At 34.6% G+C, this 15,104-nt stretch carries 10 protein-coding genes; all 10 read left to right on the forward strand.

Translation table 11 applies throughout. From position 1 onward, the window contains the following. Nucleotide 1: 1 nt before the first annotated feature. Nucleotides 2-1,027, forward strand: coding sequence for an LLM class flavin-dependent oxidoreductase (locus tag ACPV3A_RS22130; RefSeq protein WP_426201154.1), 1,026 nt, complete (start codon nucleotides 2-4; stop codon nucleotides 1,025-1,027). 11 nt (nucleotides 1,028-1,038) lie between these two features. Continuing rightward, nucleotides 1,039-2,820 (forward strand): ABC transporter ATP-binding protein, encoded by a 1,782-nt coding sequence (locus ACPV3A_RS22135; protein WP_426201156.1) that lies wholly within the window; start codon nucleotides 1,039-1,041, stop codon nucleotides 2,818-2,820. Further along, nucleotides 2,795-4,513 (forward strand): ABC transporter ATP-binding protein, encoded by a 1,719-nt coding sequence (locus ACPV3A_RS22140; RefSeq protein WP_426201158.1) that lies wholly within the window; start codon nucleotides 2,795-2,797, stop codon nucleotides 4,511-4,513. The genes ACPV3A_RS22135 and ACPV3A_RS22140 overlap by 26 nt, the downstream gene beginning before the upstream one ends. Before the next feature lie 11 nt (nucleotides 4,514-4,524). After that, entirely contained in the window at nucleotides 4,525-5,412 is an 888-nt protein-coding gene (locus tag ACPV3A_RS22145) for a phosphotransferase (protein ID WP_426201160.1), read from the forward strand. Nucleotides 5,413-5,415: 3 nt separating this feature from the next. Then, a complete protein-coding gene (locus ACPV3A_RS22150) occupies nucleotides 5,416-5,697 on the forward strand; it encodes a YciI family protein (RefSeq protein WP_426201162.1) in 282 nt (93 codons plus the stop codon). Then, complete coding sequence (locus tag ACPV3A_RS22155; RefSeq protein WP_426201164.1) at nucleotides 5,678-6,427, forward strand: SDR family NAD(P)-dependent oxidoreductase; 750 nt, start codon at nucleotides 5,678-5,680, stop codon at nucleotides 6,425-6,427. The genes ACPV3A_RS22150 and ACPV3A_RS22155 overlap by 20 nt, the downstream gene beginning before the upstream one ends. 120 nt (nucleotides 6,428-6,547) lie before the next feature. Beyond that, entirely contained in the window at nucleotides 6,548-7,585 is a 1,038-nt protein-coding gene (locus tag ACPV3A_RS22160) for a hypothetical protein (protein ID WP_426201166.1), read from the forward strand. Nucleotides 7,586-7,866: 281 nt separating this feature from the next. Then, nucleotides 7,867-8,601, forward strand: a complete 735-nt coding sequence (gene pyrH, locus ACPV3A_RS22165) for a UMP kinase (protein ID WP_426201314.1) — start codon at nucleotides 7,867-7,869, stop codon at nucleotides 8,599-8,601. Nucleotides 8,602-8,881: 280 nt separating this feature from the next. Next, complete coding sequence (locus ACPV3A_RS22170; RefSeq protein ID WP_426201168.1) at nucleotides 8,882-10,288, forward strand: class I adenylate-forming enzyme family protein; 1,407 nt, start codon at nucleotides 8,882-8,884, stop codon at nucleotides 10,286-10,288. 3,302 nt (nucleotides 10,289-13,590) lie between these two features. Continuing rightward, nucleotides 13,591-14,607, forward strand: a complete 1,017-nt coding sequence (locus ACPV3A_RS22175; RefSeq protein ID WP_426201170.1) for a restriction endonuclease — start codon at nucleotides 13,591-13,593, stop codon at nucleotides 14,605-14,607. Nucleotides 14,608-15,104 lie beyond the last annotated feature (497 nt).

The following is a 15,104-nucleotide window of genomic DNA, read 5'->3' on the forward strand; positions in this document are numbered from 1 at the left end:
TATGTCTATGGAACAAACCAGGCAATTTATAAGTCAGATACCTCATATTCGTGACCGATCCTATATTGACCAAGTTGTTAAAGTATCAAAACTTTCTGAGAAATATAATTTTGATGGCATTCTTGCTTTCTTTAATCATCATACTTTTGATCCTTACATTTTAGCCACATATATTATCCAACACACGAATAGAATTACGCCACTAATAGCTGTACAACCATACTATACATCGCCACTCTCTACAGCCAAAATGGTGCAAACTATTGCAAACCTATACAACAGGAAAGTGGACTTTAATTTAATTTCTGGTTCTAGAGAATCAGAAATTAATGAAATATGTAAGGAATTAAATTATGAAGATCGATTTGAAAAGTTAAATGAATTCAGTCAAGTGGTAAACGGAATTCTTCGTTCAGAGAATGGCTTTTCTTTTCAAGGCAAGTACTACAGTATGCAAAATTTAAAAGTGACACCTCGAATTAGTGAAGAATTAATGCCGAATTTTTTTGTTCCTAGTTTCACAAGTTTTGGCCAGAAAATTTCTGCTAATTTGAATGGGTCCTTGCTTATCCGTCCAGAACCAATCACAGCATTCCTTGAAAACAAAATACTCAATCCTCAACAGGAAAATTGTGCAATAAGGCTGTCATTGATAGCTAGAGCTTCATCAAATGAAGCTAAAAGTTTTGCAAATGATCATTACAAAGAGAGTTTGGTTGATAATGTGAAGCTCAGAATGCGTCGAAATAGTGTGTCCAAAAACACGAAAACCTTAGCTAAGTTATCATCTATGCAGAGAGATTCCTATTGCGATGAAGTTTACTGGTTGGGAGGAATAAAGTCTGGAGGAAATGATCCCATATTAGTTGGTGACTATGAGGAAGTAGCTGATTATTTGTTGAAATATGACCAAGCAGGAGTGCGTAAATACCTATTTGGCGAATTATTTTCTGAGGATTCGTTTTATCATGCTTCACAAGTTATTCAGTGCTTTAACGAAAAAATAAAATATGTTAAAGATTTATGAGGTATACAATTATGTATGAGTTTCATACCCTTACGGATCGATTACGAAATTCTTGGTTCCTTTGGTTAACTCAATATTTATTTCATTATAAGTATTTACTGTTATTCACCATTTTATCAACGAGTATGGTTGCAGCTGGTGATATTTTAACACCTATTTTTGTTAGAAGTTTCATTGATGATATCCTACCAAGCAATAATTTCAACAAACTTTATGAATTCATACTGCTATTACTCGGTATCTATGGGATCGTTCTTCTTGCAAGCGTATTAAGAGTATTTCTACAACGTGAGATATCTGAAAGAAGTTGTTATTTGATTCAGACGCGTACTCTAGGTCACTTAAGAGTGCTAGGTATACCTTACATTGAGAATAAATCTGTAGGAGAATTATTCTCTGTATTTAATAATGATGTCTCTCAAGTACAAAGAATTCTTAGAGATTTATTGCCTGACGTACTTTACAGATCTTTATTTGCAATAGCATCACTTATTTTTATGTCATCTATTGATCCTCTGTTAACATGTATATCTATCGCATTTTTTCTGGTCTTTTATTCTTGGGGGGCAAAATATGACAAGATGACCAATAAACTTGCAAAAGAGCTACATACCATCAAAACACAGTTTGACAAGAAAGTTTATAGCCACATTGCTGGAAATAAAGAACTAAAGACTTTTGGTTCTCAATCTTGGAATCAAAAAACAATTATGCGAATACAAGAACAATTTAATCATCTTGATTTACAAAAATGGTTTTATATTGGCGCGCGTCTTGTTATTCGAAGGCTGGTCATTTCTAATGGCATTTTGATTATATTTATTTATGCTGGTTTTCAAATAATGAATAACAATATAACCATTGGAGAAATCTCAGCATACTTAGTCAACTATATTTTGTTTGTGGGATCGTTTACACACCTTATTACTATACTGATTGAGCTTAGAATGCTGAGAAACAATGTCATTGCTCTTCAATCATTTTTCAGATTGAAGAAAACAGAACCATTGATTTGTCACCAAACATATCCGATTTCAGCTCCAGGGGAAATTCTACTCGATAGTGTATCTTTTTCTTATACCTCAACTAAAAGTCTTATTAATAAAACAAGTTTACACCTCAAAAAAGGAGGACTTGTTTCAATTGTAGGTAAAAATGGTTCAGGAAAGAGTACGATTTTGAAGCTGATTGGTGGACTTTATAACGTAACTGAAGGAAGAGTAATTGTCGATGGAACGGACATTCAAAATGTACCCACAGACATCTTGAGAAAGAAAATTGGGTTTGTTTTTCAGGATACCTATCTATTCAATGATTCCATATTCAATAATATTCTTTTCGGAAAACTTGAAGCAACTCGAGAGGAAGTAATCCTAGCTGCTAAAATGGCAAATGCTCATGATTTTATAATGGAGTTAGAGCAAGGTTACGATACTAAAGTAGGTGAGAGAGGAACAAATTTATCTGGAGGGCAAAAGCAGCGTATTTGTATTGCCAGAATGCTTATTAGATCTCCTGATGTAATCTTGATGGATGAATTCACATCGGCATTAGATACGGAAAGTGAAGATGAGATACTGAGACATCTTATGCAATTGCGGGAGAATCACACCATTATTAATGTAGCCCATAGGTTAAAAATAATGCGTCTATCAGATACGATTGTAATGATGCAGAACGGGCAAGTAATGGAAGTTGGTAATTTTGATACTTTGCAACATACTGGAGGCGCATTCAGTCAGTTAGTTAATGAAAAGAGTGAAAATAATGAAAATAGGTCCGTGGTTTATTAAACATGCATTAGTATACAAAAAAGGTTTTATATTTGGCGGAATGCTAATTCTAACTGAGAGCATTCTCTTCTTAATGATGGCCAATACTCAAAAATATATTATTGATGATGTGCTCGGTAAGGGGTTATTTGAAAATTTCTTATGGCTTCTCCTAGTATTCTTTATTTTATACATTCTTAATAATATAATTCATTTATTTTCGGTTCATGTAATCAGAATTAGTAGTTACAAGTTAAATCTCACTTTGCTAGAAGAACTATTAAATTATATATCCAAAACACCACTACGGACTCTTCAAAAGCAACGAACTACTGATTACGTAAATTATTTAGCTAGCGATTTGAATAAGTTAAACTTCACGTTGTCTTTCCATCTTTCAAAAGGGTTTACTTTCTTTATTAATATTTTGCTTGTAGGTGTAATGATCTATTTTATTAGCCCTGTCATATTATGGGGTGTTATAACTATTACGATTATTTATGTTTTCTTAGGAAGGTTCTTTATCAAGAAAATATTCAAAACTTCGAAAATAGTACAAGAATCAAAAGCTAAATATGTAAGTGCAATTGATGAGGGTGTTTCTTCAACAAGGGAAGTACTGATTTTCGATCGTATTGCATGGGAGTCTCAGCGTATTAACCATTTGTTCGATAATTACATGACTGAGGTAAGAAAAGAATCCCGTATATTAAACATTAAATCTTTAGTTTGTGATCCGTTACAATGGCTAACTACTTTATTGGTTTTGGGAGTTGGAGCTTTTCAAGTACTCAAAGGTGAAATGTCCATCGGGACCTACATTGTTTTATATCAATTTGCTATTCAAATGACTCAGGCTTTGAAAGGAACTTTTGATTTTATTCTAGATATGCCTACAACATTAAGTGTTCCCTTACACAGAATCAGTACTATTATAAACAATAGCAAAGTTGATGATGACAAAGACAAAGGTCTTACTCCCGTAGTAATTGAGAGTATTGCTTTTAGTAACATATCGACAAAGCGCTCAGATAGTCATGAAATGATTCTGAGGGATTTAAATTTGTCCATACCTATAGGAAAAATGAGTATGGTTCTAGGAAAAAGCGGAAGTGGAAAATCAAGCATGATTGAACTTTTTGTCGATTCAACCCATATGATAGCTGGAGATATTTTAATAAATCAACATTCTATTAAAGAAATCGACAGAATATACCTAACTAGAAAAGTAGCAATCTTGCAACAAGAGCCTTATTTCTTTCCTGACTCAATTAGAAATAATCTGTTGCTCGGCAGATCTGAATCTGATGAAACACTCCTCAAGATATCTGAGTGGATGGATATAAAAGATTTCATATTGGAATTACCTGACAAGTTAGATACTAACATTGGTGAAAGAGGGGTTAGTTTTTCAGGCGGACAAAAACAAAAATTAGCTTTAGTTCGGAGCCTTATCGGCAGCCCCGAGGTTCTTATTCTAGATGAAGCAACTTCAGCGATAGACATTGAATCCGAGAATAGTATTCTAACTAATTTAAGAAAGTATCGAAAAGGATTGACAACGATAGTTATTTCGCACCGCCTTGATTCAGCGAAACTGGTGGATCATCTTATTGTTATGGATAAAGGGGCTATTGTTGAAGAAGGGGCAGCCGATTTACTTGATCAAATGGAGGGCCATTATAGTCGACTTGTAACACTACAAAATCAGTAAGGTGGTACCTTATGGGGATTACGTTGGAAATATTAAAGCTTTTTATGATTGAAAGCGTCTTATCGGTAGAGACTCTCGTGAAAAAAACAAATTTAACTGTTTATTATTTACAGTCTAAGACAGGCGCATACGTTTTGAAAAGTGTAAGCGGTCAAGCCAAGGTTAACAGATTGTTCAATGAAATTGATATATTTCAGATGTTGTCCACAACAACTTTTGAGAAATATGCTAAGCCGGTAACATCAATTAATAAGAAATTTATTGAAGCTGATTGTGAGCTTCCAGGACTTTATTGGTGTGTGATTCAATATATTCCGAAACAAGATCTGATTAAAGATTTTGTTACAGGTGCGGAATTAGGACGTACAGTTGCTGAGTTGCATAGTTTATCTTTGGATATAGACTCAGACTCACTTAAGCTTACCCGTGCAAATGAAATTAGGACTAATATTGATTTTTTAGTAAACCAAGGTTATGGAGATTTGTTGTATAACAGAAACCTCTTATCTGATATTGATAGAATAAACAAATTTCCTCGTTCATTTATTCATGGAGATCTAAATTTCGGCAATATTATTTGGACTAACATGAGTAAATTTATGTTTATAGATTTTGAATTCTCAAGATACGACCTCAGAATATTTGACTTAGCAACCCTGTTATCTCCCCAAATTAATGAGGACAACAAAGTAGTAGAAGAGGTTCCAATTGAATTCAAAAATGGTTTGTTAAGCGGATACAGTGAAATTATTCAACTCTCAAAAGCTGAATTAGACCATCTTGAAACTGCATCAATCATTTATTGGATCTTAGTGCTAATTGATACAAATAAGGCAAATGGTGTTAGTACAGACTTAATTCATAATATTCTAAAAACATTAACAGAAAGGTTGTCGTAAAGTATGAAATTATATTTAGCGGTACTTGAAGTGGTGGATCAAGAACAGAATAAGGCTTACAAAGCAGAACACAACGAATATGTTGATAAGAAAGTTGAAGAGAATAAAATAGCCTTTTGTGGACCATTTCTTGATGGATCTGGTGGAGCGATAGTGTATATTGCCGATTCTTACGAAGAAGCGTACAGTTTAGCTTCATCTGATCCTCTTGTCTCTAACCATGCAAGAAGTTTGAAATTACAAGAGTGGGGGATGAAAAAGAAGAATGATCCATTTGCCAAATAATATGTTGGAAGGTAACAATGCCGTTGTAACTGGAGCAGGGAGCGGTATAGGAAGAGCGATAGCAATAAGATTAGCTTCAGAAGGATACTACGTTTTTTTAGTAGGTTCTAGAGAGCAACCTCTTATGGAAACGAAGCAAATTATCTCAAATCAGGGAGGAAGTGCAGAACTTATCGTAGCAGATTTATCCCTTGAAGAGGGTATAAATAAAGTTGAATATACAGTGGCTAAACGTTTTCCACAGCTTAATGTGTTAGTAAATAATGCCGCTATGATAGAAAGTGGAGATTATAGAGATTTTACTCATGACGTTGTTATGAAAATGTTTAGTCTTAACACAGTAGCTCCATTTGTTTTAACTAATTCTCTACTAAATTTACTAGAGGCTGCAGGGAAAGCTGACGTCATTAATATCTCGTCGGAAACTTCAATAAGACCTCATGGTTCAAATATTGTTTATGGGGCAACGAAATCAGCGTTGGAATACATTTCAAGGAGTTTTGCACAATCACTTTCTTCAAAAAAAATAAAATTTAATGTAATATCTCCAGGCGCTGTTGATACACAAATGCTTCGTGATCTTCTGAATGGTTCTCAATTCAGTCCACCCGTGGGAAGACTATTAGCACCAGAAGAGTTGTCTGAATGGGTAATGAATGTGATTCATTCAGATGTTATCACGGGGTCAACAATTATTGTCGATGGGGGTACTTCCTTAATCTCGAATTAGTTGGCACAATTAATTAATTCGGTTTTCTTAGCACTGAAACGTTCTATGAAAGACGTTATAGTTCACCTATTTCCTCAACAATTAGACAACTTATATGCTTTTTAATGGAGGGATCAATCGATGAAGGTTAATTTACCTATTATACATCCACCAATCGATAATGTAGCAAGAAATGCTTATTTACTTGCTTCTGTTTTACATAATAAAGATTTTGAGCCGTGGTTTTTTAATAATTATATCCAAATATTTAGTGATGAAGGTTTCTATATTGATTTTGATCTACCGGGTTATAGCGATCCAAGATGTATTCAATGGATGAATTTCACACATATTCAACGAGATTTTTTAGTGAAATTAGATCTTAAAATAGAAGAATTTATAATGAAGGGAATTATGGAGGGGTATTATATTCACTTGTTTTTAGATGAATACTTTATTCCAAGTTCAGAGTTTTTTCAAGAAAGAAATTTCCCTCACAATATTCTAATACATGGATTTGATTCAGAAAAAGGGATATTCCATATAGCTGGCTTTTTTGGTACTCAGGGTAAATTTGTATATAATGAATCAATTACTCAACAGGAGTTGGTAGATTCCTTCAAGTCAGTTGATCCCCAAGAAGATGATTTAAATGGGTTGATCCTTTTTAAAGCAACTCCTAAAAATACAGTACATGCGAATAGATACGCTAATTTTTATGGTTTTAACATACAATTTGTTGCAGATACCATTAAAGATTATCTTCACTCAAGACAAAATATGGATTACGTAAACGCTAATCATAGAGATGTGAATCAGTCAACGAGAACTTTTGGCATTGCTGTTACTGAATCATTAGAAAGATATCTTGATTTGTTGCTTACAGGAGAGAGGAAACTCGGTAGGCGTACTTTCTACACTCTTCATCAGCATAAAGTTACAATGCTTAGTAGAATAAAATTTATGAAACAGAATAATTATATAAAATCTGATGCTGATTACATCATTGATAGGTATTCGAACATTACTAAAATAACTAAAAATATTGAAAATATCATGATTAAGTTTATGCTTACTCAAGATAGGGATCTAATTGGTAGTGCTAAGAGTAAAATTAGGGAATTAGTGAAAGAAGAAAAGCAAGTTTTACACTATCTATTAACTCAACTAAATATTTAAATGCCAATAAACTCGGCGAGTTTAAAACCATTTTTATTTGCTGTGATGTAAAAAAGTTTAATTATGGATATACTGGTAGCTAACCTGTGTAAAACGTATATAAGTTAATGATTATGAAAACGCTTCTATTCTTTGTGAGAGTAGTGCCTGATGAAGATAACTTCTTTGATTCAAGCATAGTCATTCCAATATAAATTAATATCAATTCAGTTGAGAAAAATGTCACTATGATATAAAATATTCATATATTGAAAAATAATCCTTTCTGGGAGGGGAACTTACTGAGATACAAAAGAGTACTCATAAAATTAAGTGGAGCTGCAATATCCGGCGAAAAGGATTTTGGTTTTGACCCAATTTCATTGGAGCACATAGCAAGTGAAATTCTTTCGGTAGTAAACTTAGGTGTAGAAGTTGCTATTGTTATCGGAGGAGGCAACATCTTTAGAGGTAATGTTGCTGAGGGATGGGGAATTGAAAGAGCAGAGGCAGACAATATTGGTGTTATGGGGACTGTTATTAACAGTTTAATGTTGCGTGGTGTTTTGAAAAGTAGAGGAGAAAGCGAAGTCAGAGTAATGACTTCTGTTCCTATGAATGCGATTGCAGAACCCTACATTCGATTAAGATGTATACATCACTTGGAAAAAGGATATATTGTTGTTCTTGCAGGAGGAACAGGACAACCTTATGTAACTACCGACTACCCTGCAGTACAACGATCACTTGAAATAAATAGTGATGCAATTCTTGTTGCAAAACATGGCGTGAATGGTATATATACGTCTGATCCTAAAGTTAATTCGGATGCTAAAAAATATTCCTCTATTAGTTACGATGATGTTCTTAGAGAAAATATTAAAGTAATGGATCAGTCTGCATTTATCTTAGCTCGTGATTATGGCCTTCCAATCCACATTTTTGACTTTAATGAAAAAGGCATCATGAAACGTATATGCCTAGGCGATAACACAGGAACCTATATTTCCCCGACAGCAACCACTGTTTTAGCGTAAATTTACATTTGTTAAATTTGAATCTAAAATCAGATAACAGTTATGGAAAGGTCGTTAGCATTGAGAATTATTTCTGACTTTTGATAGATGTTTCCTTGCTAATTGGACCAACTAAGGAAGCAAGTCAAACCGTACACGTACATTCGTACGGTTATAGGCTTGCTTCTATCTGTTCTGTGTTGGAATTTTTTATAAATAAGATATGTAAATATCTTAAATATAAATATTTGAGGAACATTCTTTATTGGCCTAATTTCATTTAATCAACATGGAGGTAACAATGACAATTGTTGAAGAAATACAACGTGCAGCTTTAAATCAACCCAATAAACTTGCTATCATTAAGGATAATGATAGGCTTACATATAAAGAGCTTGTGCAGAAAAGCAGAGATATTTCTCAACAAATTCATGGATCTACAAGAGTGGCTTTATGTATCAAAGATCCTATCTTATTTACTATCAATTATCTAGCTTTATTAATGGCGAACTGTTCTGTTGTACTATTTTCTGCAAATAAACCAGGTGAAGAAATAAGACAACAAATGAGTTTTATTCGTTGTCCAAAGATTATTACAGATCGTTCAGATCTAACTGGCATGGATGGTGTTATACATACAGGAACTTTTAAACAAAATCATAGCATTGATCTCAGTAGTCACATGCAAGATGAGCATCCATATATATATATTCAAACTTCGGGTTCAAGATCTAACCCCAAAGTCGTTAAGCATTCACAGTATGGTTTAGTTTGGAATGCTCAAGCCCATAATAAATTTTTACAATTAGATGCAAGTCATGTAGCTTTAGTGATACTACCACTTACTTCCGCTTTTGCACATACTACACAGTTTCTCTCTCAATTGATAATAGGTGGCACCCTGGTCTTTATTCAGCAACCTATAACCGCTGCTGCTATATATAAGAAAGTGTTCGAACATGAAGTCAAATCCATAGGGTGTGTAGCTACGCATCTGCACCTCTTCTTGTCGAAGCCTCCCGAAAGTGAAGTCGTTCAGTCTTTAAATTATATTATCACTGCGGGGGGGCCAGTACCAAAATCACTAGTAAAAAAGACGCAGTCTTTGTTTCCCGAGTCTACTATTTTACGGGCATATGGTTTAACCGAATCAGGCCCAAGGGTCTCTTGCAGCTCACCTAGCTCTACGGTTAAAGATGATAGTTCTGGTGTCCCTCTTGAAGGAGTCAATATAAAAATAAAGAGGTCAGCATCAGCTCTGGATGAAGATGTTGGAGAAATATGGGTTAAGAGTCCTGGCAATATGATCGAATATCTTTATAACAAAGAAGAAACATCTAGGTCATTAATTGATGGGTGGCTAAAAACCGGCGACATTGGAACTTTGGATGATTCAGGAAAACTTTATGTTAAAGGACGAATCAAGAACATCATTATATGTGGTGGTTTAACCATATACCCAGAGGAAATTGAAGAGATGATGGTAGCCATTGATGGAGTTGCTGAGTGTATGGCGAAAGGAATAGAAGATAATATTTATGGAGAAAAATTGCAGATTTATATTGTGACAACGAATAATGATCCTGCATTTGTTGAAATCGTTTTATCAAAGTGTGAAAAATTTATGCGATCATGGAAAATTCCTTTTAACATAGAAAATGCCCTAGAGTTACCAAAGACAGAAAACGGTAAGATCAAGAGATTTTGACTCTATTCGAAAAATCTATACTTTGTTTAGTTGATGCAAGCAGAAGTGACACTCGGTACAAAAGCTATTTATAATAATATCATTTTATCACTTATAGTTAGAATGAGGAGTTTGAAAATTTTTTCCAGGATAATTAACAAGAATATAAAGCTATCAATACGACATAATATCCTCCAGATTCTTAAAAAGAATTTAATTTATTAAGAGGAGGTTAAAAAGTGTTCCAGCCACTATTCTTATTTTGTTGGATTGTTACCTACAAGATATCTTAAACATATTGAATTTGAGAGTATTTCAAATCGAGAACGTGACCTGTTACTTACAAATTACTGGATATAAGAGATGCATCTGATTATCAGAAAAATCCCTGACTCAATTAATATCTCCTTAGGCCGGCTTCCATTTGTTTGGCAAAACCACCTTTCTGATGATCTTATTAAGATCAAGAAAGCAGCACGAATTTTAAAAAAATAGAGGTTTCAAAAACTTATATTTTACTTCTTATGTAAATCGTACTTGAGTTATTACTGAGTATGTGTTAAGAGCAAATTTGTTGCAGCTTTTCTATGTAAAGGAAACCGTTTTCGTACAAAATTATTGTTGAAGGAACAGAAGAATGTATAACTTCAGTGGATATTTACGTCGCCTATTATTAAAGAAATTGATGTGAATGCAGATGGTACCAAAGAAATTGTTATCCGTATGAATGATGTAACGGGTACCGATAAATGAGAAATGTGGAGTGCGTTGCTATGGGAAATTGCTTCTATTGAGTAAACAAGCATGTTGCAAGTCACTAAATCAGTTTCTTGGCTAATTAGTTTGGAATCCTCAATTGATATTACATCTTTCAGATATTTCCAGACTTCCACTTTCGATGGTGAGTGGTTCTTCTCATTGTTTATCAATATCTAAAGAAGACAGGAGGTATATCCTTTAAGAAATTAAGAATAATTCAAAAAGAAGAAATTTGTTTAATATTCTTCAAAATAATAAGTGGAACCTGCAAGAGTTAGAGAAATATCATTAAAGATTAAGTAGATTCGAATTTAAGATAGAGACACTAAAAGATCAATTGACTGATTATATAAAATTTCAAACAATAACTATTGGAAACAAAGTAAAAGAATGATGCATTTCTATTGTTTTCAGTTACTGTAGGTCAACAACTAGTGAATGTTAAAACGGATCGTTGCATAAAATGCAAACCATCCGTTTTTTATACCTTTAAGTACGAATGGAAAAGCCATAGGATTTCTTGAATATTTGGAGATACAGTATTATAGACAGCCATCCTTGACCGTCTGCTTCATCACTCAATAACTTCATCTCCTTCACCAATGTCCAGTGCTTTCAATGCCAAAGAGAATCAACTGGTGACGTACGACCATACGATTGAACAGAACCTGTTGGCCTTGCTGATGTGTAAGAGCGGATAAATGAATACATCCAGCCTTGGACTTCAAGGAAGAGGCTGAAATCTTTGATGAATTCGGTGTAGATCTCGATGTCGTAAACAACTTAATTGAAAAAGAGACAGACGATAAAGGCAAAGTTATTCTGACTTGGGGATACCAACTAGTTTTCTAAACCAGATCCTAATACATGCATAGGGCCCCGCTTCGATGAAGACGGGTCCTTTTTTATGTACCATAGTTTTTTTAAAACAATCATTGAAGAAGCGGATTGTGATAGCTTAAATGGGAGGTTCAAGTGTCCAAAGAAAATAAAGTTTTATACTGAAAAATTTAAGTGTTAGACTGAGGAAAAATAGTATTAGACTCATTGCGACTTTAAGCTAACGGGCAGTTTTCGATTATAAGAGCATGTACATCAAACGTAGAAGTTGGTGCCCAATAATAAGTAAAACAAGAAGAGGGAGACAATCTCTCATGACCTATAATCTTAATCTGACCCGACCCGAACCATAAGCCGGGTTTATTCCATTTGTGGCCATTTTAACTTTTAGTATCAAAAAAACTATTCTCGAAACACAGCCTGTGGGGACAAGACGGACCGTTCGCCACACGTGTGGGTCGAGAAGTGCCAAGAATGCCGCTGTCTGCAGGTGGATTATTGTTAATATGTAGACTTTTGAAAAACTTATCAGTAAACTTTATTTAGATGCGGTGGACCAAGGCACAAGTAAGATTTGGCCGACGCTTGTGATTCTCTTTACTCCGACTCATTCTGACTTTCATTTGAGGGGTGTATGAATTACGTTGTTTGTTGTTCTCTCTGCAGGAACTCGGGTACCAGAATAGCCCAAGAATCAACTTTATCTTATTGAGAATAATGAGGATTATTGGTGGGAATACAAAACAATGTATAGCCTTAGCTATGTTGATGAGTCTGGAGGACAAATCAATATGAAAGATAAGCATCTAAGTAATCCATTTTCTTCCGGAGGCGGAGGAGTACATTTTGAGGCTCATGTTCAAGCTTTCTTTGTTTTTTAATGAGTTCAGGAGGAGTTGCACCTTGTTTCTCCTCGGCCCATAACTGAAATGAAACTACAAGGAAGAATTGATGGGTTTAACACTGATGACTTTATTGTCAAAATAGAAGAACCTGTTTCAAAGAAAAAACGGAAGTTACTTTGTCAGTTTAAACATTGGATTAGAATAACTCGAGGAGTGAAATATTCTCGGAAGTCATTCGAGCAGCTTGGAGTGATTTTAATAATCCTGAAGTGTTCACTAGAGAAAAAGACATCCTTGCACTTATCACAGGACCTCTGAATGCAACCGACTTTTATAATGTACAATGGTTGTTAAATCAGGCGCGACACACAAAAGACTTTGAGGAATTTGAACGTCAAGTGATGAGAGCTAATTTCAGTCCTTCTAAAAGTGATGAAAAGTTTAACGTCATTAACTATCATTAAAAACAGCCAATAAATTAGAGGTATCTGACAAAGAACTTTATTCTTTCTTAGATCACTTTTATTTATTGGGATATGATCTTGGAGATGAAGAAGGGGTCGTTTTATCTCTACTACATTCTCATATTTCTCAGTTTAATCGAAATAATCCACAGTACATCTGGGCTCTCGGTGACATGATTGAAAGCGGTGATTTATATTAAGTGTATGAGGCTGCTTGGCAGGGTTTGCTAGTCTATTATAGGTATTGGTCGTCGAATAACAGCTTTTTTTGGTGTATTTAAATATTTAGAATTTAGAAGAACATGCTAGAGCATGTCGCAATTAAACCTAATTTTGTGGATCTTGCAATGATTATGAGTTTGGTGAAAATCTTGGAAAATATAATTTGGGCAGCTCAAGGAGAAGGGTAATTGTAATGGCTATTAGTGTGAGTCGTAAAGAAGTAATAACAAGAACAGGAGAGCTTATAGGCTATAAGTCTGGCTTAGGCTTAAACAAGGAAGAGTTTGATGATATTATTCCGACAGAATATCATCAAATTTGGTTTGGACCAGCAGAAGTTTATCTGCGATTGTATCCAGAAGAATTTGAAGGACTGATTAAGGAATTATTACAGCGCCTTGGTAATATCGAGTCGACAAGTCCTGGATTGTTTACATTGCATTTACGTCATAAGTATAGGCACAACGCTAAAAAAACAAAACTACTGGATGACGTATTTCCGTTTTTTCTTAAAATGATGGAGAATTTCAATACTGCAGCTCAACAAGGTGAGGATCCAAAAAAGGCAATAGTGTCACCTTTAATTGAAGCGACATTGAAGTATGGTAAAGAAGGTTCTGATCTCGTAATGGAGCTCGTAGATGGATTAAATGGTCATCTTCATAAAAGTCCTTGGACTAGCATTCGGGAAACCGAATGGAATGATGTAGCTAAACTGAATGATTTGTTTGTTAGCGAGAATTTAAAAACACAACACGGGACTTTTATGGATCAGCGGTATATTGATTACTTAAGAGCAAATTTCGATGAAAAGATAGGAAGTATTCACTGGCGAAAATTTGAAGGTCTAACAGCTGAATTTTTTGAAAGACAAGGATACTTTGTTGAAATTGGTCCTGGACGAGCAGATGGTGGTATTGATGTTAGAGTTTGGACAGAAGACCCTAAGCTTGCTGGCCCACCAACAATTCTCATTCAGTGTAAAAGACAAAAGAGTGTGATCGAACAAACTATTGTAAAAGCCCTATATGCTGATGTGCTCCATGAACAAGCCCAAAAAGGATTGATCGTTACCTCGAGTAGCTTTTCACCGGGATCGAAAACATTATGTTTGACACGAGAATATCCAGTCGCCGAAGCCAATCGTGAGACTCTTCGAAATTGGGTTAAGGCGATGCGTAAACCAGGTACTGGGATCTGGGGCTTGTAAAAAGGAACGCGTCATTCATTATTTATACCTATGAATGAAACAATTCCGGTCATACGATCCATATATATTTATTGGAATTTTTCGAGGGACAAGAACATAGTCCCATTGAAAGTCGCTAATATAGCGGCTTTTTTATCTTTCTCGGTACAAGTTCTTGCCCCAAGCCAAAGTCAAGAACTAGTAACGATTGCCGAAAAGGACAAGAACATGAGCCGATTACCGATTAGACAAGAATTAAGAAGTGGCAGATTGTTGCAACAGCTTCCATGCTTAAGTATAATATTTTCGACTAAGCAAGAATCAACTACTATTGTTAATGACATCTGTATAAAAGTCGACCTTTTTGACGATACTTCTAAATATTAGAGATTATTTTGAGGTAAATAAAGTGAATGATACAAATTATGAGAAACTCAGGCTCTTATTTTTGGACTTCTAGCAAGATAGTAACAAAACGCTTTGCTTTATTATAACTGCTTCTGGAAACGGGAAATACC

This window comes from Paenibacillus sp. Dod16 (assembly GCF_049893405.1).
Lineage (GTDB): Bacteria > Bacillota > Bacilli > Paenibacillales > Paenibacillaceae > Paenibacillus_AQ.